Annotated in this window: 26 protein-coding genes; 14 read left to right on the top strand and 12 right to left on the bottom strand. The window is 61.8% G+C overall.

Annotated elements, in window-relative coordinates; translation table 11 throughout:
• The first annotated feature begins 9 nt into the window (after positions 1 to 9).
• Positions 10 to 540 carry a hypothetical protein gene (locus A9K65_RS22570; RefSeq protein WP_013531831.1) on the top strand — a complete coding sequence of 177 codons (531 nt, stop codon included), beginning with the start codon at positions 10 to 12 and terminating at the stop codon, positions 538 to 540.
• Between the two features lie 160 nt (positions 541 to 700).
• Entirely contained in the window at positions 701 to 1,330 is a 630-nt protein-coding gene (locus tag A9K65_RS22575; protein ID WP_013531832.1) for a MarC family protein, read from the top strand.
• 33 nt (positions 1,331 to 1,363) lie between these two features.
• Here the strand turns inward: A9K65_RS22575 and A9K65_RS22580 are convergent, their stop codons facing one another.
• Entirely contained in the window at positions 1,364 to 1,789 is a 426-nt protein-coding gene (locus tag A9K65_RS22580) for an OsmC family protein (RefSeq protein WP_063173671.1), read from the bottom strand.
• Between the two features lie 135 nt (positions 1,790 to 1,924).
• Complete coding sequence (locus A9K65_RS22585) at positions 1,925 to 2,446, bottom strand: single-stranded DNA-binding protein (RefSeq protein WP_024503512.1); 522 nt, start codon at positions 2,444 to 2,446, stop codon at positions 1,925 to 1,927.
• 183 nt (positions 2,447 to 2,629) lie between these two features.
• Here A9K65_RS22585 and A9K65_RS22590 point away from each other — a divergent pair, with 183 nt between their 5' ends.
• The 9 genes from A9K65_RS22590 (at position 2,630) to A9K65_RS22630 (ending at position 11,144) form a co-directional block, all read left to right on the top strand.
• Positions 2,630 to 3,049: a cupin domain-containing protein gene (locus A9K65_RS22590; protein WP_084016341.1), complete on the top strand. Its 420-nt coding sequence runs from the start codon at positions 2,630 to 2,632 to the stop codon at positions 3,047 to 3,049.
• Positions 3,050 to 3,093: 44 nt separating this feature from the next.
• Positions 3,094 to 3,408 (top strand): metalloregulator ArsR/SmtB family transcription factor, encoded by a 315-nt coding sequence (locus A9K65_RS22595; protein ID WP_013531836.1) that lies wholly within the window; start codon positions 3,094 to 3,096, stop codon positions 3,406 to 3,408.
• On the top strand, positions 3,405 to 3,893 hold the full coding sequence (locus A9K65_RS22600) for an SRPBCC domain-containing protein (protein ID WP_064995835.1): 489 nt from the start codon (positions 3,405 to 3,407) through the stop codon (positions 3,891 to 3,893). Before A9K65_RS22595 ends, A9K65_RS22600 begins: the two co-directional genes overlap by 4 nt.
• 20 nt (positions 3,894 to 3,913) lie before the next feature.
• Complete coding sequence (locus A9K65_RS22605; protein WP_063167934.1) at positions 3,914 to 4,519, top strand: ATP-dependent Clp protease proteolytic subunit; 606 nt, start codon at positions 3,914 to 3,916, stop codon at positions 4,517 to 4,519.
• 88 nt (positions 4,520 to 4,607) lie between these two features.
• A complete protein-coding gene (locus A9K65_RS22610; protein ID WP_064995834.1) occupies positions 4,608 to 4,904 on the top strand; it encodes a hypothetical protein in 297 nt (98 codons plus the stop codon).
• 692 nt (positions 4,905 to 5,596) lie between these two features.
• Complete coding sequence (gene uvrA / locus A9K65_RS22615) at positions 5,597 to 8,518, top strand: excinuclease ABC subunit UvrA (protein ID WP_064995833.1); 2,922 nt, start codon at positions 5,597 to 5,599, stop codon at positions 8,516 to 8,518.
• A gap of 40 nt (positions 8,519 to 8,558) precedes the next feature.
• Positions 8,559 to 9,029 carry a GNAT family N-acetyltransferase gene (locus tag A9K65_RS22620; RefSeq protein ID WP_064995832.1) on the top strand — a complete coding sequence of 157 codons (471 nt, stop codon included), beginning with the start codon at positions 8,559 to 8,561 and terminating at the stop codon, positions 9,027 to 9,029.
• A gap of 26 nt (positions 9,030 to 9,055) precedes the next feature.
• Positions 9,056 to 9,877: a DUF72 domain-containing protein gene (locus tag A9K65_RS22625; RefSeq protein ID WP_013531842.1), complete on the top strand. Its 822-nt coding sequence runs from the start codon at positions 9,056 to 9,058 to the stop codon at positions 9,875 to 9,877.
• Between the two features lie 115 nt (positions 9,878 to 9,992).
• Positions 9,993 to 11,144 carry a GGDEF domain-containing protein gene (locus A9K65_RS22630; RefSeq protein WP_064995831.1) on the top strand — a complete coding sequence of 384 codons (1,152 nt, stop codon included), beginning with the start codon at positions 9,993 to 9,995 and terminating at the stop codon, positions 11,142 to 11,144.
• Positions 11,145 to 11,188: 44 nt separating this feature from the next.
• Here A9K65_RS22630 and A9K65_RS22635 read toward each other — a convergent pair whose 3' ends face one another.
• The 6 genes from A9K65_RS22635 to urtA form a co-directional block, all read right to left on the bottom strand.
• Positions 11,189 to 11,365, bottom strand: coding sequence for a hypothetical protein (locus A9K65_RS22635; RefSeq protein ID WP_013531844.1), 177 nt, complete (start codon positions 11,363 to 11,365; stop codon positions 11,189 to 11,191).
• 269 nt (positions 11,366 to 11,634) lie between these two features.
• Entirely contained in the window at positions 11,635 to 12,330 is a 696-nt protein-coding gene (gene urtE, locus A9K65_RS22640) for an urea ABC transporter ATP-binding subunit UrtE (protein ID WP_013531845.1), read from the bottom strand.
• 69 nt (positions 12,331 to 12,399) lie between these two features.
• Entirely contained in the window at positions 12,400 to 13,146 is a 747-nt protein-coding gene (urtD, locus tag A9K65_RS22645) for an urea ABC transporter ATP-binding protein UrtD (RefSeq protein ID WP_013531846.1), read from the bottom strand.
• A gap of 6 nt (positions 13,147 to 13,152) precedes the next feature.
• The gene (gene urtC / locus A9K65_RS22650) at positions 13,153 to 14,385 is read right to left on the bottom strand and encodes an urea ABC transporter permease subunit UrtC (RefSeq protein ID WP_027161511.1); all 1,233 of its coding nucleotides are present in this window, start codon (positions 14,383 to 14,385) and stop codon (positions 13,153 to 13,155) included.
• Complete coding sequence (urtB, locus tag A9K65_RS22655; protein WP_064995830.1) at positions 14,382 to 15,995, bottom strand: urea ABC transporter permease subunit UrtB; 1,614 nt, start codon at positions 15,993 to 15,995, stop codon at positions 14,382 to 14,384. Before urtB ends, urtC begins: the two co-directional genes overlap by 4 nt.
• A gap of 97 nt (positions 15,996 to 16,092) precedes the next feature.
• On the bottom strand, positions 16,093 to 17,403 hold the full coding sequence (urtA, locus tag A9K65_RS22660) for an urea ABC transporter substrate-binding protein (protein WP_064995829.1): 1,311 nt from the start codon (positions 17,401 to 17,403) through the stop codon (positions 16,093 to 16,095).
• Positions 17,404 to 17,715: 312 nt separating this feature from the next.
• Between urtA and A9K65_RS22665 the strand changes: the two genes are divergently transcribed.
• A complete protein-coding gene (locus tag A9K65_RS22665; RefSeq protein ID WP_024503521.1) occupies positions 17,716 to 18,129 on the top strand; it encodes a hypothetical protein in 414 nt (137 codons plus the stop codon).
• A gap of 64 nt (positions 18,130 to 18,193) precedes the next feature.
• Here the strand turns inward: A9K65_RS22665 and A9K65_RS22670 are convergent, their stop codons facing one another.
• The 3 genes from A9K65_RS22670 to A9K65_RS22680 form a co-directional block, all read right to left on the bottom strand.
• On the bottom strand, positions 18,194 to 19,765 hold the full coding sequence (locus A9K65_RS22670) for a GMC family oxidoreductase (protein ID WP_013531851.1): 1,572 nt from the start codon (positions 19,763 to 19,765) through the stop codon (positions 18,194 to 18,196).
• A 46-nt stretch (positions 19,766 to 19,811) separates the two neighbouring features.
• Complete coding sequence (locus A9K65_RS22675; RefSeq protein ID WP_064995828.1) at positions 19,812 to 20,342, bottom strand: Twin-arginine translocation pathway signal; 531 nt, start codon at positions 20,340 to 20,342, stop codon at positions 19,812 to 19,814.
• An 81-nt stretch (positions 20,343 to 20,423) separates the two neighbouring features.
• The gene (locus A9K65_RS22680) at positions 20,424 to 20,819 is read right to left on the bottom strand and encodes a VOC family protein (RefSeq protein WP_027161507.1); all 396 of its coding nucleotides are present in this window, start codon (positions 20,817 to 20,819) and stop codon (positions 20,424 to 20,426) included.
• A gap of 208 nt (positions 20,820 to 21,027) precedes the next feature.
• Here A9K65_RS22680 and A9K65_RS22685 point away from each other — a divergent pair, with 208 nt between their 5' ends.
• On the top strand, positions 21,028 to 21,333 hold the full coding sequence (locus A9K65_RS22685) for a ribbon-helix-helix domain-containing protein (protein WP_063167926.1): 306 nt from the start codon (positions 21,028 to 21,030) through the stop codon (positions 21,331 to 21,333).
• Positions 21,334 to 21,343: 10 nt separating this feature from the next.
• On the opposite strand, the gene A9K65_RS22690 is transcribed toward A9K65_RS22685, so the two are convergent.
• Positions 21,344 to 21,766 carry a VOC family protein gene (locus tag A9K65_RS22690; RefSeq protein WP_064995827.1) on the bottom strand — a complete coding sequence of 141 codons (423 nt, stop codon included), beginning with the start codon at positions 21,764 to 21,766 and terminating at the stop codon, positions 21,344 to 21,346.
• Between the two features lie 543 nt (positions 21,767 to 22,309).
• Between A9K65_RS22690 and A9K65_RS22695 the strand changes: the two genes are divergently transcribed.
• Complete coding sequence (locus tag A9K65_RS22695; RefSeq protein WP_244514297.1) at positions 22,310 to 22,936, top strand: gluconate 2-dehydrogenase subunit 3 family protein; 627 nt, start codon at positions 22,310 to 22,312, stop codon at positions 22,934 to 22,936.
• The last annotated feature ends 1 nt before the right edge of the window (position 22,937 follow it).

A 22,937-nucleotide genomic window follows, 5' to 3' on the forward strand; every position in this document is an offset into this window, starting at 1 on the left:
GCCACAACCATGTTCGATCAATCTTCGTTTGCCGATGCCCTGCATAGCCCCGGACCGATCGAAGGCCTTGCCGAAAAACTGAGCCTTTACGGCCGCTTCGTCGGCGCCTGGACTTTCGACGCCTCGCGCCACCTCGAGGACGGAACGGTGCTGACAGGGCGCGGCGAGGTGCATTTCGGCTGGGTGCTGGAAGGCCGGGCGATCCAGGACGTCTGGATCCTGCCCGCGCGGGACACTGGTTCCCAGCCTTCGCTCGGCAAATGGACTTTTTATGGCACGACGCTGCGCGTCTATGATCCCGGCGCGGATGCCTGGCACATCTTCTGGAGCGACCCGCGCAACCAGTATTTCAGCCGCCAGCTCGGCCGCGCCGAGGGCGACACGATCGTGCAAGTGGGCACCGACGGCACCGGCAGTTCAGTACGCTGGGGCTTTTCACGTATCACCGAAAACGCCTTCCGATGGCTGGGCGAGCGCTCGCACGACAATGGCGCGACATGGCGGCTGGAGGTCGAATTCCTGGCGCGCCGAGCGGTTTGATCGCCGAAGAATGCAGCAGCCCGGAATAAAAGCGTCGCGACCCTTTGCGCCCTCCGCTGTCTCGCCGGCATCAACCACTTTCTCACGAACAGTTCCCACCGAACGGGCTTTGCTCTACCAATTATCCTGGTACGGGCACGGCCCGGCGGGAGGGTCAGAGATGCCGAGTTTCGACAGCCTGTTCAACGCCTTCGTCACCATTCTCGTGACCATCGATCCGCCCGGCCTGGCGCCGCTGTTCCTCGCCGTGACGCGCGGCATGAATCGCGAGGAGCGCCAGCAGGTTTCCGTCCGCGCGTCGATCATCGGTTTCCTGGTGATGGCGCTGTTTGCGGTTGCAGGCGCCTCGATCCTGTCGGTGTTCGGCATCACGCTGCCGGCTTTCCGCGTCGCCGGCGGCTTCCTGCTGTTCTTCATCGCCTTCGAAATGGTGTTCGAGCGCCGGCAGGACCGCAAGGAGAAGATCGGCGACGTCGCCATCACCAAGGACATGATCCACAACATCGCCGCCTTCCCGCTGGCAATCCCGCTGATCGCGGGTCCCGGCGCCATTTCGGCAACTGTGCTGCTCTCAGGTTCCTTTCAAGGCTTTGCGGCGCAGGCGGCGCTGGTCGGCATCATCTTCGTCTGCCTTGCCATCACCTATCTGGTGTTCGTGCTGTCGGAACGCATAGACCGCATCCTCGGCCAGACCGGCCGCTCGATCCTGACCCGCCTGCTCGGCGTCATCCTGGCAGCACTGGCCGTGCAATTCGTCGCCGACGGCATCAAGGCGCTGATAGCGGGCTGACAGGCTGACGCGGCGAGAATCTCAAAGCCGGCTCTATCTCGCCGTCGTGTCGACGATCTCGAAATCGTGGGTAATCGTGGCGGTCTTGGCAAGCATCGCGGAGGCCGAGCAATATTTTTCGATCGAAAGGTCGATCGCGCGTTTCACCTTGTCGCTGGAGAGTTGCCTGCCCTTGACGACGAAATGCATATGAATGCGGGTGAACACTCTGGGTTCGGTTTCCGCCCGGTCGGCCTCGAGCTCGACGACGCAGTCCTCGACCGCCTCGCGCCCCTTTTCGAGGATGTGCACGACATCATAGGCCGAACAGCCGCCGGTGCCGATCAGCACCAGCTCCATCGGGCTCGGTCCCGGCGTCCTGCCTTCCGATCCAGGCGCGGTTCCCAGCACCAGTTTGTGGCCGCTACCGGACTCGCCGACGAAAGTGCGTTCCTCGACCCATTTTACGCGTGCTTTCATCGAACTCGTCCTTCGCCACATTTCGTTGATCGCCATCTCAGCGTTCAGTTCGACAATGCAAAACCCCGGAAGTCCATGAGGGACTCTCGGGGCGCAATGTTTGACTTAAGCCAAAAATAACATCTGCTGTTGCGATCAGAACGGGATTTCGTCGTCCAGTTCGCGCGACGAACCGCCACCGCCGCCGCTCTTGGCACCGCCACCACCGCGATTGAAGCCTTCGCTCGGGCTGGACTGGCCGAAATCGGAACCACGGCTGCTGCCGCCACCGGCATAGCCGCCGACTTGGCCGCCTTCACCCTGCCCGCGCGCGTCGAGCATCTGCAGCTCACCGCGGAATTTCTGCAGCACGACTTCCGTCGTGTACTTGTCGGCGCCGGTCTGGTCCTGCCATTTGCGCGTCTGCAACTGGCCCTCGACATAGACCTTCATGCCCTTCTTCAAATACTGCTCCGCCACCTTGGCGATGCCCTCATTGAAGATGACGACGTTGTGCCATTCGGTCTTTTCCTTGCGCTCGCCGGAATTCTTGTCGCGCCAGCTTTCCGACGTCGCAATGCGAATGTTGACGACCGGCTCGCCCGAGTTGAGGCGACGGATTTCGGGATCCGCGCCGAGGTTGCCGACCAAAATGACCTTGTTGACGCTACCCGCCATGATATTTCTCCGCGCTCATCCGAAACAAATTTTTTTGTCGCAGCACCTTACAGGCTGCAGGCGTCAGCCGCTTGCCGTGGCTGCCTTTACCCACAAGGTTTTTGTTCCCTGTTCGTTCTATGGTGCAGATGACGTTCTGTCAATGTTTGTCAGCAAGATGTAGTGTCCCGGCCGGAAATTTCCATGAAATCGGATCTGACCGGGGGCGATCAAATGAAGTCTGTCGCACATGAGGACCAGCAGCGCGAGCAATGGCGAGCAGGTGTGGAAACACGCATGCATGTGTCGGCCAGCAATGGTGCATCGCAACTTTGCATATTCGAGCAATGGGTCGAGCCCACGGTCGGCGCCCCAACGCATTGGCATCCCGTGGAGGAAGTGCTGACCGTTATCGCCGGTAGGGCTGAGATGTGGATCGACGATGAGCATACAGTCGTGACATCGGGCCAGTCTCTCGTTATCCCCGCGAACAGGAAACACGGGTTCAAGAACGCCGGCACTGGAACGCTTCACATCCACGCCGTCCTTGCGTCGCCGATTTTCGAGGCGACGTTCGATGGGCCTGCCGGAATGGTGAGACGCTGGCTTCCGACAATCTCGTAAAACAGTGCTTGCCAAATCAATAAGTATTCACTTATGCTTTTGACATGATCGAAGCAGAGATTTTTCGTGCACTGGCCGACCCGACGCGCCGCGCCGTCTTTGAGCGGCTGGCCGCAGGCGAGATGAGCGTGTCGGAATTGCGCACCGGTATGACGGTGTCGCAGCCCGCGGTGTCGCAGCATCTGGCGGTGCTGCGTGGCGCAGGCCTGGTGGTCGAGCGGCGAGCCGGCCGCAACGCCTATTACCGCGCCGATCCGCAGGGGCTAGCTCCCTTGCTCTCCTGGATCGAACGCTACCGGACTTTCTGGCCGGAACGCATCGAAAGGCTGAAGGCGGTTTTGAAGGACATGGATCAATGAAGAAGGCGGGATCAACGACCAACGAGGGCCAAATCGACGCCGCGGATGCGCTCGAGTTCGAGTACGACCTTGCCGAGCCGCCGGAAAAGGTCTGGCGGGCCCTGACCGTACCGGAATTGCTGGCCGCCTGGATGATGCCGAACGACATCAGCCTCGAGATCGGCAACCGTTTTGCCTTCGCCGGGACGGGCGCGCCGATCGAATGCGAAATCCTCGACGCCGAACCCGAGAAGTTGCTGCGCTATTCCTGGCGGGAGCAGCCGGGCGACGCAGCCAGGCAGGATCCGCTCGACAGTACCGTCACCTTCACGCTTGCCCGCACCGCTTCCGGCGGCACGCATCTGCGCATCGTCCACGACGGTTTTGCCCGCAAGGCCATGCCGGCCATCGCCATGGCAGGCGCCGGCTGCCGTCTTTCGCTCGGTTTGCGCGCAATTGGAAAGCCCATCGCCGCGAACGCACCGCGCCTTCTGCGCGCGGCATAATAGAAAATCGGAGAAGAAAAATGAGCGGTGTTGCCAGTCTGGTGCCGATGGTCATCGAGCAATCGAGCCGCGGCGAACGCGCCTTCGACATCTTTTCGCGGCTGCTGCGCGAGCGCATCATCTTCATCAACGGCGAGATCAACGACGACATCTCGGCGCTGGTCTGCGCGCAGCTTTTGTCGCTGGAATCGGACAATCCCGACAAGGAGATCTCGCTCTACATCAACTCGCCGGGCGGCGTAGTGACCAGTGGTTTCGCCATCTACGACACGATGCAATATATCAGCTGCCCGGTGTCGACCGTATGCATGGGCTTTGCGGCATCGATGGGCTCGTTCCTGCTGATGGCAGGCACACCGGGGCGCCGGATTTCCCTGCCGAACGCCACCATCCTGCTGCATCAGCCGCTGGGCGGGTTCCAGGGCCAGGCCTCCGACATCCAGCGCCATGCCGAGCGCATCGGCAGGACGAAACGGCACATGGCCGAGCTCTACGCGCAGCATTGCGGCCGTACCTATGAAGAGGTCGAGCGCACGCTGGACCGCGACCACTTCATGACCGCCCGCGAGGCGCAGGCATGGGGCATCGTCGACCATGTTTTCGACACGCGCAAAAAGGCGGCGTAAGCCAGGGCCGGAGCGGAGTCCGGCCGGCTGCCGAAGATTTGACGATGCCGGTCTGGTTCCATCGGCGGCGCGCCACTATAGTCCTGGGATGACCGACACTCATCCTTCCAGACCACTGCGCCCCATCATCGCCGTCGTGGTGCTCGCTTTTGCCAGTCTCGTGAGTGGCGCGGCTCTTGCAGAGGACAGTTCGCCGTCGACGCAAAAAAGCGCCCTGCCCGGCGTGACCGGCGACTACCGCATCGCCAAGCCGGCTCCCGAGCCGGACGATGCGCTGCCGGCCGGCGAGAACGGCACATTCAAGATCGGCGATACGGATGTCAGGATTTCCGGCAGCATCACCGTCGATGTCGGCGCCGGCTCGATCGGGCCGCCGCGTCACTGAGTGCGCGCGGAAATGAGCGTTCCCCACATAAAACGGCCCCGCCGTGCCTTGGGCAAACGGACGGGGCCTTCTGGATCTCAAATCCAACTTTGCCGGGAGTGTACTGCCGGCGTTTGATTTCGGATGCACCGCGGCGTTCGGCCGACGATCCGACTAGCAGTCTCTGATTTTTAGGAGATATGGCAGGTCACGGTTTGCCGGGTGGCGCAGACGCTAAACCCTGGCACTTATGCCTGCCGCGGCTCCAGTGACAACTGGAACCCTAGGGGACGATCCGGTGGCGTCATAGCTCCGCTCCTCTGTCCGTTGCGATTGTTGTCAATTCGAAGCACAAATCGCAAATGCCTGCGGCGTCTCGCAGGCCGCCTTTGGGCGGCGAGGCCATCAAAAGACGGCCGGCTTCGTTGACTTCCGGAGACTGCGCTCCTGGGTTGCCCGCGTCAACCATCAATAGCCGGTTACCGAAAAACGTGATCGCCGGGAGGTTACGTACAAGTCAGTTTTTGCACAGCTTTGTCAGGAGCGTGTTCGGCCTTTGTTCTTTCCGCTTGCCCGTTCACGCGAAAGACGCTTAAACGCTTTTGTCGGGAATTGTGGCGTCTCTCGACGTGGCGGCAAAACTACCTACATAGGGGATGGCCGGGAAAACCCGCCATTCCAGGAAATTCCAGATTCTGAGGCGGCGACCGGCTATGGCCGACCATAAATATCTTTCCATTCGCGGGGCGCGCGAACACAATCTGAAGAATGTCGATCTCGACCTGCCGCGTGACAGCCTGATTGTCATGACCGGCCTGTCGGGGTCCGGCAAGTCATCGCTCGCCTTCGACACGATCTATGCCGAGGGCCAGCGCCGCTACGTCGAAAGCCTGTCGGCCTACGCGCGGCAGTTCCTCGAAATGATGCAGAAGCCTGACGTCGACCAGATCGACGGCCTGTCGCCTGCCATTTCCATCGAGCAGAAGACCACATCGAAGAACCCGCGTTCGACGGTCGGCACCGTCACCGAGATCTACGACTATATGCGCCTGCTTTTTGCGCGCGTCGGCATCCCCTATTCGCCGGCCACCGGCCTGCCGATCGAGAGCCAGACGGTTTCGCAGATGGTCGACCGCGTGCTGGCGATCGAGGAAGGCACGCGCCTGTTCATTCTGGCGCCGATGGTGCGCGGCCGCAAAGGCGAGTACCGCAAGGAATTGCTGGAACTGCAGAAGAAGGGCTTTCAGCGCGTCAAGGTCGACGGCGTCTTCTATGAGATCGCCGACGTGCCGGCGCTGGACAAGAAGTACAAGCATGACCTCGATGTCGTCGTCGACCGCATCGTCGTGCGCGGCGATCTCGCGACGCGGCTTGCCGATTCCATCGAAACGGCGCTGAAACTGGCCGATGGGCTGGCGGTCGCCGAATTCGCCGACAAGCCGCTCGATTCCAGCCAGACCGGCGAGGATTCGGTCAACAAGTCGAAGAACGAGACGCACGAGCGCATCCTGTTCTCGGAAAAGTTCGCTTGCCCGGTCTCCGGCTTCACCATTCCGGAAATCGAACCGCGGCTGTTTTCGTTCAACAACCCGTTCGGCGCCTGCCCGACCTGCGACGGTCTCGGCAGCCAGCGCGCCATCGACGGCAATCTGATCGTGCCGGATGAAAACATCTCGCTGCGCGACGGCGCCGTCAGCCCGTGGGCGAAGTCGACCTCGCCCTATTACGCGCAGACGCTGGAGGCATTGGGCAAGGCCTATGGCTTCAAGCTCGGCGACAAGTTCAAGGATCTGACCGAAGAGGCCAAGGAAGCCATCCTGCGCGGCACCGGCGAGCGCGAGATCACCTTCCAGTATGATGACGGCCTGCGCTCCTACAAGACGACGAAGACTTTCGAAGGCGTCATCCCCAATCTCGAGCGGCGCTGGAAAGAGACCGAATCCGCCTGGATGCGCGAGGAGATCGAGCGCTTCATGTCGGCCACACCCTGCCCGGTCTGCAAGGGCTATCGGCTGAAGCCCGAGTCGCTGGCGGTGAAGATCGCCGGCAGGCACATCGGCGAAGTCACCGAGCTTTCCATCCGCAAGGCCGACCAGTGGTTCACCGACCTGCCCGCGTCGCTCAACGACAAGCAGAACGAAATCGCGGTGCGTGTGCTCAAGGAAATCCGTGAACGGCTGCGCTTCCTCAACGATGTCGGGCTCGACTATCTGACGTTGTCGCGCAATTCCGGCACGCTGTCGGGCGGCGAGAGCCAGCGCATCCGGCTGGCATCGCAGATCGGCTCCGGCCTGACCGGCGTGCTCTATGTGCTGGACGAGCCGTCGATCGGCCTGCACCAGCGCGACAATGCGCGCCTGCTCGATACGCTGAAGCACCTGCGCGACATCGGCAACACGGTGATCGTCGTCGAGCATGACGAGGACGCCATCCTGCATGCCGACTATGTCGTCGACATGGGCCCGGCCGCCGGCATCCATGGCGGCGAGATCATCGCCCAGGGCACGCCGCAGCAGGTCATGGCCAATCCCAATTCGATCACCGGCAAATATCTGTCGGGCGCGCTCGAAGTGGCGACGCCCGGCGTGCGGCGTGAAGCGAAGAAGAACCGCCGCATCAAGATCGTCGGCGCGCGCGGCAACAATCTGAAGAACGTCACCGCCGAAATCCCGCTCGGCACCTTCACCGCCGTCACTGGCGTGTCCGGCGGCGGCAAGTCGACCTTCCTGATCGAGACGCTGTTCAAGGCCGCCTCGAGACGCATCATGGGCTCGCGCGAACATCCGGCCGACCACGACCGCATCGAGGGCCTCGAATTCCTCGACAAAGTCATCGACATCGACCAGTCGCCGATCGGCCGCACACCGCGTTCAAACCCGGCCACCTATACCGGCGCCTTCACGCCGATCCGCGACTGGTTCGCTGGCCTGCCGGAGGCCAAGGCGCGCGGCTATCAGCCGGGACGCTTCTCGTTCAACGTCAAGGGCGGCCGCTGCGAGGCCTGCCAGGGCGACGGCGTCATCAAGATCGAGATGCACTTCCTGCCCGACGTCTACGTCACCTGCGACGTCTGTCACGGCAAGCGCTATAACAGAGAGACGCTCGATGTCCTGTTCAAGGGCAAGTCGATCGCCGACGTGCTCGACATGACGGTCGAGGAAGGCGTCGATTTCTTCGCCGCGGTGCCCGGCGTGCGCGACAAGCTCGACACGCTGAAGCAGGTCGGCCTCGGCTACATCCATATCGGCCAGCAGGCGACAACGCTGTCCGGCGGCGAGGCGCAGCGCATCAAGCTGGCCAAGGAACTGTCGCGCAAGGCGACCGGCAAGACGCTCTACATCCTGGATGAGCCGACCACTGGCCTGCATTTCCACGACGTTGCCAAACTGCTGGAAGTGCTGCACGAACTGGTAGACCAGGGCAACACGGTGGTGGTCATCGAGCACAATCTCGAAGTGATAAAAACCGCGGACTGGGTGCTCGACCTCGGCCCCGAAGGCGGCGACGGCGGCGGCGAACTGGTCGCCTCCGGCACGCCGGAAGCCATCGTGCGCGAAAAGCGCAGCTACACCGGCCAGTTCCTCAAGGAGCTTCTGGAGCGACGTCCCGGAGGCAAACGCGAAGCGGCGGAGTGATCGACCGGTTGGCGCCTGGAGAGCTCTGGAGAGCTTTTGAATGACAATCAGAAGAGCGCTTGCCGGTGATCTCCAAACCGTCGTCTCGCTGACGGAAGCGGCCTATGCGCCTTACATCGCACTGTTCGGCGCGCCGCCGGTCCCGGTCACCGAGGACTATGCACCGCGCATCGTGCGCGGCGAGGTCTGGTTGCTGGAAAGTGGCGGCGAGCTTGCCGGGCTGATCACGCTGGAGCGACATGGCGACCACGCGATGATCTTCTCCGTCGCGGTCTCCCCCGACTTTCAAGGCAAGGGCTTCGGCATTGCGCTGCTGAAACACGCGGATGAGCAGACCCATCTCTGGGGTCTGCCAGAAGTGCGGCTCTACACCAACGCCAGGATGGAGCGGAACATTGCGCTCTATCTTGCCTATGGTTTCCACGAAACGGGTCGCCGGCCCAATCCCTACCGGCCAGGATGGGTGCTCGTCGACATGGCCAAAACCGTCGATCAGATCACCGCGGCCTGATCTTTTTCTGCATTGGGAGGATGACAATGACCACATCGGGAACAATCCGCGCCGGCATGGGCGGCTGGACCTTCGAACCCTGGGATACGTCCTTCTATCCCGACAAGCTTTCCAAGGCCAAGCAGTTGAACTACGCCACTCGCCAGGTGCCGAGCATCGAGGTCAACGGCACTTACTATTCCAGCTTCAAGGAGCCGACCTTCGTCAAATGGGCCAGCGAGGCGCCGGACGGCTTTGTCTATTCGCTGAAGGGCAACCGCTTCGTCACCAACCGGCGCGTGCTGGGCGAGGCCGGCGAATCGATGATGCGCTTTCTTGGCTCCGGCGTGGCGGCGCTCGGCGAAAAGCTCGGGCCGATCCTGTGGCAGTTCGCGCCGACCAAGAAATTCGATCCGGACGATTTCGAAGCCTTCCTGAAGCTGCTCCCGGAAAAGCAGGACGGCGTTGCGCTGCGCCATGCGCTCGAAGTCCGCAACGACAGTTTTGTCGTGCCGGAATTCGCAGCACTTGCCCGAAAATACAAGGCCGCGATCGTCTACGCCGACCATGCGAAATATCCTGATATCGCCGACATCACCGCCGATTTCGTCTACGCCCGGCTGCAGACCGGCAGCGATGACAATCCCGACTGCTATACGCCGAAAGGCCTCGATGAATGGGCCGCGCGGGTAAAGACCTGGGCGCAAGGCAAGCAGCCGGCCGACCTGCGGCGCGCCGACCCCGCCACCGATGCGCCGGTCAAGCCGCGCGACGTGTTCGTTTACTTCATCACCGAGGGCAAGGTGCGCGCGCCGTTCGGCGCCATGGCACTGATGAAGCGAGTGGACCAGGGTCAACCGGTGCCCTGACGCAGCGGAATCATGGCATCTTCGCCACCGTCGTAACCTTATCGATACCTCCTTGCTGCATGAATCCAGCCAGACCAGTCGCAGATCTGGGCCGCCACGGGCAAGGACGAGGGGCATGTCGCTCGACTACACTTCACTTCTCCTGGCTGTCGGTTTTTCCGCGGCCTGCCTGAGCCTGACATTGTTCGGCATGTGGCTGACCGCTCGCTCGGAGAAATTCCTGCTGACATGGGCGATCAGCCTGGTGTTCGTGGTCGGCGATATTTTTGTCTATGACGCCTATATCGACATGCCCGGGCGCCTGCTGGGCATCGCCACGCTGGCTTTCCTCCTGCTCGGTTTCTCGACAATGCTGGGCGCGGCCTACCAGTTCAGAACCGGCGGCTCGCCAGTGCCCCGAACTGTACTTGGCAGCGCCATTTCGCTGGCCGTGACGTTGCCTCCCATGGCTCTAGGCTATGACGGGCTGGGCTTCATGTTCGAAAATGCCTTCGCCGCCTTGCTTCTGTTCGCAACGGCGGTCGAATACTGGAAGGGCCGCGACGAAGCCCCTGCCCTGACGATCGGTATCACCGCGCTCTATTCTGCCACGGCCGCATCCTTCGCTCTCTGCGCCATGGTTTTAGCCTTGGATGGAAAGCTGGTCCTTGGACATGCGCCAAGCAACTGGGCCGAGGAACTGAGCCTCATCATCGTCATCGCCAGCATGACCGGGATTGGAGCGCTTTCCCTGGCCCTGAATCAGGGACGCTTGGCCCGGCATCACCGCCACAATGCCCTGACCGACCCGCTGACCGGCCTGCTCAACCGCCGCGCCCTGTTCGACCTGCACGGCGATGCGCCGGTCGGCGCCTTCACGGCGGTGGTCGTCTTCGATCTCGACAACTTCAAGGCCATCAACGACGAATTCGGCCACGCCGCCGGTGATGAAGTGCTGAGGGTGTTTGCACGGGAACTCGCCAGCAATCGCCGCCCGGCCGACGTCGCCGCGCGCATGGGCGGCGAGGAGTTCGCGCTGGTGCTGAAGCGGACCTTGCCCGAAACGGTGGAGGCCACCGCCGAGGCCATACGGGCAGCTTTCGCCGCGCACCGCATCGAAACCGAGACAGGCTCGCTGATATGCACCGTCAGTGCCGGATTTGCTTTCGGCACCAAGGACGGCCTCGGCTTCGACAAGGTGCTCAACGCCGCCGACAAGGCGCTCTACGACGCCAAGCGCGGAGGCCGTAACCGCGTCACCGCGTCTCCGTTCAGGCGCGCAAGCTAATCGCGCAACACCGGCCTCTGATCGTGGGGAGACGAATGCGGCTCCTAGGCCGCCATGACAATCTCATTGAAGGTATCGAGATCGACATAGAAGACCTTGGTGATCTCCTCGATCAGATCGTCGTAGTCGCAGCCCTGTGATCTCAAGATATTGATGGCAGCGATGATGTCGACGCGTTCGGTAAGCCGCCGCTTCTGGTAATCCTCGACGTAACGTTCCATGGCTGTCCTTTAGCCTGTGTGCCCAAACGCGTTTGAACGACAGAGATCGCAGGAGGGAAGCTAGGCAGCCTTGCTTGCGTGAAACTTGCCCGGCATTGGCCGTGGTCCTCGATCTGCGATAACCAGACTGATACGGAAGCGGCCGACTCACAAAGCCATGGAAAAGACTAGCACGCGATATTGAGCGTGCCAGAGACGCAGGTGATCGGATGGAGAAATATTGGACTTGGCAAGAACTTCGGATCGCCAACTGAAGTTCACCGCCAATGCTAGACGGTAAGGAACTTCCGCACATCAGCCCGGTCTAAATCTTCAGCCGGGCCGGTATGGACGATCACGCCCCGGTCCATGATGTTGACCTCGTCGGCGAGCTCGCGGCAGAAATCGAGATATTGTTCGACCAAAAGCACGGCGATGCCCGCCTGGTCGCGCAGATAGCGGATGGCGCGGCCGATGTCCTTAATGATCGACGGCTGTATGCCCTCGGTCGGTTCATCGAGCACGAGCAGTTTCGGCCGCATCACCAGCGCCCGCCCGATGGCGAGCTGTTGCTGCTGGCCGCCGGAAAGATCGCCGCCGCGACGGCCGAGCATCTGCTTCAGCACAGGGAACAATTCGAAGACATGCGCCGGAATGTTGCGGTCGGCTCGTCTCAGCGGCGCAAAGCCTGATTCCAGGTTCTCCCGCACGGTGAGCAGCGGAAAGACCTCCCTGCCCTGCGGTACGAATGCGATGCCCGACCGGGCGCGGTCATACGCCGCGCTCCGGTCGAGCGCCTTCCCCTCGAAGGCAACGCTTCCGCTCGTCAGCCGGTGGTGGCCGACGATCGATCTCATCAAACTGGTCTTGCCGACGCCGTTGCGGCCGAGCACGCAGGTGATCTTGCCGGCGCCCGCCTTCAGCGATACGCCGCGCAGCGCCTGGGCGGCGCCGTAGTGCAGCGTGGCATTGGAAACTTCGAGCATGTCAGCGCCGTCTCCAGAACCTGAGAAACGACAGATCGAAGTGATGGAACTGAACCCGCCAGACCATGCTCATCTCCCCAGATAGACTTCGACGACACGCTCGTCGGCCGACACGAAATCGAGTGTGCCTTCCGAGAGCACCGAGCCCTCGTGCAGGCAGGTGACCTTGACGCCGAGCTCGCGCACGAAATGCATGTCGTGCTCGACGACGATGACCGAATGGTCGCGGGCGATATCCTTGAGCAGCCGCGCGGTTTCCTCGGTCTCGGCATCGGTCATGCCGGCGACCGGCTCGTCAACCAGAAGCAGTTTCGGGTCCTGCGCCAAGAGCATGCCGATCTCCAGCCACTGCTTTTGCCCATGGCTGAGATTGGCTGCCAGTTCGTCACGCTTGTCGCCAAGCCGGATGATGCCGAGGATGTCATCGATCTGCCGCGTCTCGGCGGCCGAGCGGCGGTGAAACAGCGCCGGGAAGATCGAGCGAGGACCCTTCAGCGCCAGCATCAGGTTTTCCTCGATCGTGTGGCTTTCGAAGACGGTCGGCTTCTGAAATTTACGGCCAATGCCCATCATTGCGATCTCGGCCTCGTCGTGCTTGGTCAGATCGACTTGGCCGTCGAAGAACACTTCGCCCTCGTCGGGCCGCGTCTTGCCGGTGACGATGTCCATCATCGTCGTCTTGCCGGCGCCGTTGGGGCCGATGATGGCGCGCATCTCGCCCTTGTCGAGCACCAGCGACAGATTGTTGATGGCGCGAAAGCCGTCGAAGGAGACCGAGACGCCGTCGAGATAAAGGATCGTGTTCGACTTTGACATGGTCGCTCACTCCGCCGGCTGTGGTTCGGGGTTGCTGGCGGACCAGTCACCTGGCTTTCTTGCTTCACTGCGAACGATTTTCGCCGGCGGCGAGACATCGGCATCGGTGCCGGCTTCCTCGGCAATCGAAGCAGCTCGCAACGCCTTGGCGTTGCCGCGCCAGCTGTCCCACATGCCGATGATGCCCTTGGGCAGCAAAAGCGTGACGGCGACGAATAGTCCACCCAGTGCAAACAGCCAGAACTCCGGCAGTACGCCGGTGAACCAGGATTTTCCGGCATTGACCAGCAACGCACCGATGATCGGCCCGACAATGGTGCCGCGCCCGCCGACAGCCGCCCAGACGACGACTTCAATCGAATTGGCCGGCTCGAATTCACCCGGATTGATGATGCCGACCTGCGGCACGTAGAGCGCGCCGGCTATGCCGGCCATGACGGCCGAGACGGTGAAGGCGAACAGTTTCACGTTCTCCGCCCGCCAGCCGAGGAAGCGCGTGCGGCTCTCGGCATCGCGTACCGCCATCAAGAGCTTGCCGTATTTTGAGCCGACGATCGCCCAGGTGACGAAGACGGCAAGTGCCAGCATCACCGCGCTGGCGGCAAACAGCGCCGAGCGCGTCGCGTCGGCCTGCACGTTGAAGCCCAGAATATCCTTGAAATCGGTCAGGCCGTTGTTGCCGCCGAAACCCATGTCGTTGCGGAAAAAGGCAAGCAGCAGCGCATACGTCATCGCCTGGGTAATGATGGAGAGATAAACGCCGGTGACGCGGCTGCGGAAGGCGAACCAGCCGAAGACGAAAGCCAGCAGGCCAGGCACCGCGAGCACCATGAGGCCGGCGAACCAGAAATGGTCGAAGCCATACCAGAACCATGGCAGTTCCTTGTAGTTCAGGAACACCATGAAGTCGGGCAAGACGGGATTGCCATAGACGCCGCGCGAGCCGATCTGGCGCATCAGATACATGCCCATTGCATAGCCGCCGAGCGCGAAGAAGGCGCCGTGGCCGAGCGAAAGGATGCCGCAATAGCCCCAGACCAGGTCGAGCGCCAAGGCAAGCAGCGCATAGCAGAGATATTTGCCGGTCAGCGCGACGATGTAGGATGGGATGTAGAAGGCGCTGGTAGGAGACACCGCAAGGTTGAGCAACGGCACGATGACGGCCACCGCCAGCAGGATGGAGATCGTAATGGCGATGCGGCGGTCCGCGCCGGCGGCAAAGAAGCGTCCCGTGATCATGCTTCCACCGCCCTCCCCTTGAGCGCGAACAGGCCGCGCGGGCGTTTCTGGATGAACAGGATGATCAGCACCAGCACGACGATCTTGCCGAGCACCGCGCCCGCATAAGGCTCGAGGAACTTGTTGACGATGCCGAGCGAGAAGGCGCCGACCAGCGTGCCCCACAGATTACCGACGCCGCCGAAGACAACGACCATGAAGCTGTCGATGATGTACCCGCGGCCGAGATTGGGCGAGACGTTGTCGATCTGGCTCAGCGCGACGCCGGCAATGCCGGCAATGCCGGAGCCGAGCGCGAAGGTCAGCGCGTCGACCCACGGCGTCCTGATGCCCATCGAGGCAGCCATGCGCCGGTTGGCGGTGACGGCGCGCATCTGCAGGCCCCAGGGTGTGCGCTTCATCACGTAGAGCAGGATGCCGAAGACAGCGAGCGCGAAAAACAGGATCCACAGGCGGTTCCAGGTGATCGCAAGTTGCCCGAGATTGAACGAGCCCGACATCCAGGATGGGTTGCCGACCTCCTGGTTGGTCGGCCCGAAGATTGAGCGCACGGCCTGTTGCAGGATCAGCGAGACGCCCCATGTCGCCAGCAGTGTTTCAAGCGGCCGGCCATAGAGGAAGCGGATGACGCCGCGCTCGATGATCAGGCCAACCAGAGCGGCGACGAGAAAGGCCAGCGGCAGTGCGATGACCAGCGACCAGTCGAACAGGTCAGGGAAGGATGTACGGATCACCTGCTGGACGACGAAGGTCGTGTAGGCGCCGAGCATGACCATCTCGCCATGCGCCATGTTGATGACGCCCATGACGCCGAAGGTGATGGCGAGGCCGATTGCCGCCAGCAGCAGCACCGAGCCCAGCGAGATGCCGTACCAGATGTTCTGCCCGGCATCCCAGAAGGCCAGCGTCGAATTGATGTTGGCGATCGCGGCTGTCGCCGCTTGCCTGACCGCGTCGGTGGAATTCGCCTCGACCGAGGTGAGCAGGGAAACCGCATCGCGGTCGCCGCGCGCGCCGATCAGCGCGATGGCAGTGAGCTTCTCGGCATCCGGCCGGTCGGAGACCAGAACGGAGGCCGCACGGGCCTGTTCGAGCAGAGCCTTGACGCTGGCCACGGTCTCGCTGGTGATTGCCGCATCGAGCGGTCCGATGTTTGCGGCGTCGGGCGTCTTGAACATGGTGTCGGCGGCGGCAATGCGCACGGCCGGATCCTTGGCGCCAAGCGTCAACGTGCCCAACGCATCGCGGATGACGCGACGCAGCGTATTGTTGACCTTGATCTTGGTGATGTCGCCCTTGGCCGCCTCGCCCGATGCCTCGCCGCTCAACGGGTCGGAAAGCTGGACGCTTTCGCCCGCTTCCTTGCCGACAAACACCAGGGAATCAGCCTTGCGGACATAGAGGTTGCCGTCGGCAAGTGCCGCAAGCGGCCGCTCCACCGCCGGGTCGCCAGCGGCTGCCAGTTCGTGGACGACGGCTCCGATCTCGGAAAAGCCCTTGGCCGTGGCGAATTTGGCGATGATGCCGCGCAGATCGGTTTCGCCAGCGCCCGATGACGACAGTGTCGCCAGCAGGAACAACAGCATCAAACCCGTGCGGATTAAGGTCATCGGTTTCTGGTAACCCCTGAAGGTTGAAGTGGGCGTCCGGACGGCGGAGGAAGCCGTCCGGACGCGCGCGGTCTGACTGGGTCAGCCCTGGGAGGGATCAGTTCGTGCCCTTGCCGCCGCACTTGCCGGTGGCAACATTAAAGTTGCCGCAGGACAGAGGCGCGCGCCAATCCGAGATCAGGTCCTTGGAATCAGGCAGATAGTCGGACCATTCGTCGCCCATCACCAGGCCCGGCGTGCGCGACACGGTCTCGAACTGGCCGTCGGCCTGGATTTCGCCGATCAGCACCGGCTTGGTGATGTGGTGGTTCGGCATCATCGTCGAATAGCCGCCGGTCAGGTTCGGCACCGACACGCCGATCATGGCGTCGATGACCTTGTCCGGATCGGTGGTGCCGGCCTTCTCGACCGCCTTCACCCACATGTTGAAGCCGATATAATGGGCCTCCATCGGGTCGTTGGTGGTGCGCTTGTCGTTCTTGATGAACTTGTGCCAGTCGGCGATGAACTTCTTGTTCTCGGGCGTATCGATGCTCTCGAAATAGTTCCAGGCGGCGAGATGGCCGACCAGCGGCGCGGTGTCGAGACCTGCAAGCTCTTCCTCGCCGACCGAGAAGGCCATGACCGGAATGTCCTCGGCCTTGATGCCCTGGTTGCCGAGTTCCTTGTAGAACGGCACGTTGGCATCCCCGTTGACGGTCGAGACGACGGCGGTCTTCTTGCCGGCCGAACCGAACTTCTTGATCGCCGAAACCTCGGTCTGCCAGTCGGAGAAGCCGAACGGCGTGTAATTGACCATGATGTCTTCAGCCGCCACGCCCTTGGCCTTCAGATAGGCCTCGAGGATCTTGTTGGTGGTGCGCGGATAGACGTAGTCGGTGCCTTCCAGCACCCAGCGCTTAACCGAACCGCCGTCCTCGCTCATCAGATAGTCGACCGCCGGGATCGCCTGCTGGTTCGGCGCCGCCCCCGTGTAGAACACGTTGCGCTCGCTCTCCTCGCCCTCATACTGGACCGGATAGAACAGGATGTTGTCGAGTTCGGAGAACACCGGCAGCACCGATTTGCGCGACACCGAGGTCCAGCAGCCGAACACCGCCGCGACCTTGTCCTTGGAGATCAGTTCGCGCGCCTTTTCGGCAAACAGCGGCCAGTTGGAAGCCGGATCGACGACGACCGCCTCGAGCTTCTTGCCGAGCAGGCCGCCCTTGGCGTTCTGCTCGTCGATGAGCATCAGCATGGCGTCCTTCAGTGTCGTCTCCGAAATCGCCATGGTCCCCGAGAGCGAATGGAGAATGCCGACCTTGATCGTGTCGTCGGCGGCCTTGGCCGGAGCCGACATCAACAGGCCGGCGGCGACCGCACCAGCCGAAAACATTTTTGTTATTGTCGAGAAATTAGCCCTCATATTACGGACTCCCAAGCTAGTTGATTGCACTGCAACACTACAATGCAACCCCCATGCCAACCGCTCCAGCGATCCCGAAAGGGTACAAATAGTTCATAGATATCAGCGCCTTGGATATAGCGGCTTCCAAAACAAAGAGAGCCGGCCAGAAATCGATTGAGGGAAATTTGCGCAGCTTACACAGTTTTTGCCTAATTTTCGCTCATTCTCTGAGGCTGCCTAGATTTTGATCTCAATAGCGGCGCCTTGGGCGACCGATGTTGCGGCGCGGTGCAAAAATAGGGCAAGCTCGCTCTTCAAACGAGCGACGTCATGATTTCAGGGATTTCACGCTTTTTCATCGGCATACTGCTTCTGGCCGCAGCAACCGGAGCCGCGCGAGCCGATTTCAGCGATGGCAAGATGCCTGACGGCACCTATCATTGCGAAGTGTACCTGCTTGGCATGTTCCTCAGCCTCGGCGACATCACCATCAAGGGGAACGTCTACAGCGGCCCTGTCTACACCAGCCTCGGCGGCTTCGGCCCCGCTCAGCAAGGGTACAACTACCAAATGGATGCGAACGGCGTGATTTCCTGGCTGGGACCACTGGGCGGCTACACCGCCGGCGGCAACTCGCTGTCGCTGACCCAGGCGACGCTTGACGGCGAAACCGTGCCCTCCTTCGACATCATCATGAAGCAACCCGACGGCGCCTTCACCGCATCGACCTGCACCAAGCAATAAGGCGGCAAGAAAAAGGCGCGGAACCTTGCGGGTTCCGCGCCAGCAGTCCGTCGGGAGGATGTGACTAGATCGTCTTTGCCGACATCTGCGCGGCGATGTAGTCGGCCTGGCGGATCGCCAGCGACACGATCGTCAGGGTCGGGTTTTCGGCGGCCCCGGTGGTGAACTGGCTGCCGTCCGACACGAACAGGTTCTTGATGTCGTGCGCCTGGCCGTGCTTGTTGACGACGCCGTCTTCCGCTTTCTCGCTCATCCGGTTGGTGCCGAGATTGTGAGTCGACGGATAGGGTGGCGTCGGGAAGGTGCGGGTGGCGCCGACCGCATCGTAAAGTGCCGTAGCCTGTTTGTAGGCGTGGTTACGCATCGCCGTGTCGTTCGGATGGTCGTCGAAATGCACGTCGGCGATCGGCATGCCGTGCGCGTCCTTCTCGTCTGCATGCAGCGTGATGCGGTTCTCCGCGCGCGGCATGTCCTCACCGACGATCCACAGGCCGGCCATGTGGTCGTAGTGATCGAGTGCGGTGGTGAACGAGCGCCCCCAGGCGCCCGGATCGAGGAATGCCGCCATGAACGGCAGGCCGAGCGACAGCGTCTCGAACTCGTAGCCGCCCACGAACCCACGCGACGGATCATGCCGCGCCTCGTCGCGGATGATGCCGGCCATGGTGGTGCCGCGATACATATGCACCGGCCTGTCGAAGATGGCATAGACCGAGCCGGTGGTGTGGCGCATGTAGTTCTTGCCGACCTGGCCCGACGAGTTGGCAAGCCCATCGGGGAATTTTCCCGACGCCGAATTGAGCAGCAGCCTTGGGCTCTCGATCGAGTTGCCGGCAACCGCGACGATGCGCGCCTTCTGCTCCTGCAGCTTGCCGTCCTTGTCGGCATAGACGACGCCGGTCACCTTTCCGCTGGCGTCGTGGTTGATCTTGATCGCCATGGCATTCGGCCTGACTTCGAGATGGCCTGTCGCCTCGCCCTTGGGGATCTCGGTGTAGAGCGTCGACCATTTGGCGCCCCATTTACAGCCCTGGAAGCAGAAGCCGGTTTGCTGGCAGGAATTACGATCGTCGCGATCGACCGAGTTGATGGCCATGTTGCCGGTGTGGCATTCCTTGTAGCCGAGCTTGTCGGCGCCGGCCTTCAACACCTTGAAATTGTTGTTGCCCGGCAGCCGCGGCCAGTCATTGGTGCCGGTGACGCCCATCTTGGCCTCGGCCTTGGCGTAGTAGGGCTCCATCTCGGCCAGCGTGATCGGCCAATCGAGCAGGTTGGCGCCTTCCAGTTTGCCATAGGTCGAGAGCGTCTTGAACTCGTGCTCCTGGAAGCGCAGCGAGGCTCCCGCCCAATGCGTGGTCGAACCGCCGACCGACTTGACGATCCAGGCCGGCAGGTTCGGAAAATCCTTTGCCACGCGCCAGTCGCCGGACGTGGTGCGCTTGTCGGTCCAGGCGAGCTGGGCGAACGAGCCCCACTCGTCATTGACGAAATCCTCGTATTCGTGGCGCGCGCCGGCTTCCAGGATGACGACGTCGACACCCTTCTGGGCAAGTTCGTTGCCGAGCGTGCCGCCGCCGGCGCCCGAACCGATGATGACGACCACGCCGTCGTTGTTCAGATCAAATGAAGCTGCCATGGTTTCCTCCCATGATTTCTGTTTGCGGGTTCAGGAACGACGGGGCTCAGAGCCACTCGATGTCGTCGAAACCGCGCGCGATGTAGCCGCCCTTGGAATAGGACTCGCCCTCGTAGCCGAAGATCGGCCACACCTCTTTCTGGTTGTAGAGGCCGACCACAAGGCCGCCTCTGATGGCCTGGAAAAACGGCGTCGCCTCGATCTGCTTCAGCACGCCGACGCGCTGGTCCTCCCAGCCGAGGCCGCGATAGCCGCCGCCACCGGATTTCTTGTCGAGGTCGGCGATGCCATCCTCGAGCATCGCCTTGTAGGCGGCGTCCTTGCCGGCCTGCTCGTCATGACCTTTCACGGCAATGGCGTAGTATTTGTCCGGCACCTGATCGTGCGGATAGATGTCACGCGCCATCTGGATCAGCGTCGCCATGGTTTCGGGCTTGAGTGCCGATGTCTCGAGCGCCCAGGCATGTTCAGGACTGATGACGGCGCTACCGGAGATGACGAGCAGCGCGCCGATGCCGCCGCGTTTGAGAAGCTCACGACGGGAAAGCCCGGGCTTCGCGTCATAGATCGTGACCATTTTATTCCTCCCTGCTTGCTATGTGCACTGTTGAGAGTGCGTTTGCTGGCGCCGCACCTGCCGGCGCGACTGCTATGTCTCCTATTGGAAGCGACCTCCGCGCTGCAGAACCTCGATCTTGTAGCCGTCGGGGTCCTCGATGAAGAAAAAGCGGGCGATCAGCGATCCGTCGCGGTTGAACTCGACGATCTTCTTCGGATTCAGGCCAAGCGCACCGAGACGGTCATGTTCGCTGTCGAGGTCGGCGACGGAGACAGCGAAGTGACCGTAGCCGTCGCCGAGCCCGTAAGCTTCCTGCCGATCCTTGTTCACGGTCAGTTCGAGCTCGAACCCTGCCTCGGCATTGCTGAGGTAAAGGAGCGTGAACGTCTCGAAATCCAGCCTGTCGGCGACATTGAGCCCGAAGGCGTTTCTGTAGAAATCGACCGATCGGGTCTCGTCGAGAACCCGGATCATACTGTGGATCGCCTTGGCCAAATTAGTCTCCGCGCTGGTGTGGAGGCGATTATGCGCGGCGCGGACAAAAGGTGGTGGCAGCCGGTTACCACGCCCGCAGCCGCGAACGGGACGAAAGTCCGATTGCCGGACCGGCAATTTTGCCCGAGAATACGTGTGGGGACAGGTCAAGCAGTATCAAACTGGACGCCCGTCCACCCAAGACCAACAATCATGGGAGGTTTGTCGGATGTGCAGGGTGTTTGCGGGCCAGGACCCCGAAGGCTATCGCCAGATCAACCGCTCGATTCGCATCGACGGTCACTCGACCAGCATCCAGCTCGAAGCGACGTTCTGGGCGTTGCTTGACGAGATCGCCGAAAACCAGAACCTGACGACGCCGAAATTCATCTCCAAGCTCTATGACGAAGCCATAGAGATCAATGGCGCCATCCCGAACTTTGCGTCGATGCTGCGCACCACCTGCGCGCTCTATCTGCGCGGCCATCGGCCGGGGATGGATGAGCAGATGGTGCCGAAGCGGCAGGCCGCTTAGCGCATTGCGCTCAGCTTAGTTCTTGCGCGAGCCCGATGAGAAGCCCTCCGGGCCCTCGAATGTAGCAGAGCCGATACACGTCTCTATACTGGACAACTTCGCCTTCGAGCCGCGCACCGCGATTGCGGAGCCTTTCAAGCGTCCCCTCAATGTCGTCCACGGCGAACATGACGCGGAGGTAGCCGAGGGCGTTAACCGGGGCGTTGCGGTGATCCGAGACGACAGGCGGCGTGAGGAAGCGGGACAGTTCGAGCCGGCTGTGGCCGTCCGGCGTCCGCATCATGGCAATCTCGACGCGTTGATCGCCCAGTCCAGTGACACGTCCGGCCCATTCTCCTTCGATCGTGGCCCGCCCTTCGAGCTCAAGGCCGAGCTCGCCAAAGAAACCAATCGTCTCTTCGAGGTCATCGACGACGATTCCTATGTTGTCCATCGTTTGAGCGCCATGTGTTCAGTCTACAAGGCGTCGTCCAGGTCGTAAACTCATTAGGCTGCGTGCCAGCTGAGCAGGTATGATCAAGGGGTCCGGAACGCCTCGTGATACGTCGCGGTGGCGCCCTGGTGTCGACCACTACCTCGAACGCCAGCCGGTCTGTGGCTGTCCCTGATTCATGCCTGATGGCACGATGCTGTTTCTATCGGTCCAGTATCCGGCCGCGTATGCCAGGACGCTCTGCAAGAGGCGACGCTGCAGCCCAAGTTCCGGGCGAAAACCGGCTTCCAACAGCACAAGGTCATTTTCATCTCGCAGTCTATCGGCATTCGATCTGCGGCTTAACCTAACTATCGTTGTCATGAATACTTGGGAATCACTTCCCAAGCGTGCTCTCTTATTTTTGAGATTCCTAATATGAACCGTCGCAACCCTGTCCGAATGAATCGGCGTCTTTTCCTGTCCTCGGTCGCAATGTTTACGGCAACCGCGACATCGGCCGGTTTTGCGCGATCGTTCTCGGGCACTTTGCCCTGGACGCCAATGACATCCGATCCACCGACGCAGGTCGTGGCAGGCGGCTGGCACTTTTTCTCGGCCCAGGAAGCAGCTCTAGTCGAGGCGATCGTCGACCGCATCATTCCGGCCGACGAGCTCAGCATGGGCGGCAAGGAAGCCGGTTGCGCCGTCTATATCGACAGGCAGTTGATGGGGGCGTTCGGTGCGTCGAGCCGGCTTTACACGCAAGGCCCGTTTCTGCCTGGACTGCCCACCCAGGGCTATCAGGGCGAGGCCAATCCGGCGCAGCGTTACCGCACCGGGCTTGCCGCCATCGACGCTTTCCTGAAACAGCGGGACGGCAAGACATTCGTCGAGCTCGCACCGGCCGAACAGGATGCCTTCCTGACGGCTATGGAGGCCGGGAAGGTCGACCTGCCCAATGGCGTCAAGGGGCCGGGTTTCTTCGGGCTTCTGCTGCAGAACACCATGGAGGGGTTCTTTGCCGACCCCGTCTATGGCGGCAACAAGGACATGGTCTCGTGGCGCATGCTTGGTTTTCCAGGCGCCCGCTACGACTACCGCGACCATGTCAGCAAACACAATCAGCCATATCCGCAGCCGCCTGTCTCGATCATCGGGCGCCCCGAATGGCTCGGCAAAGGCGCCTGAT

Source organism: Mesorhizobium sp. WSM1497 (assembly GCF_001672455.2).
Classification (GTDB): Bacteria; Pseudomonadota; Alphaproteobacteria; order Rhizobiales; family Rhizobiaceae; genus Mesorhizobium; species Mesorhizobium ciceri.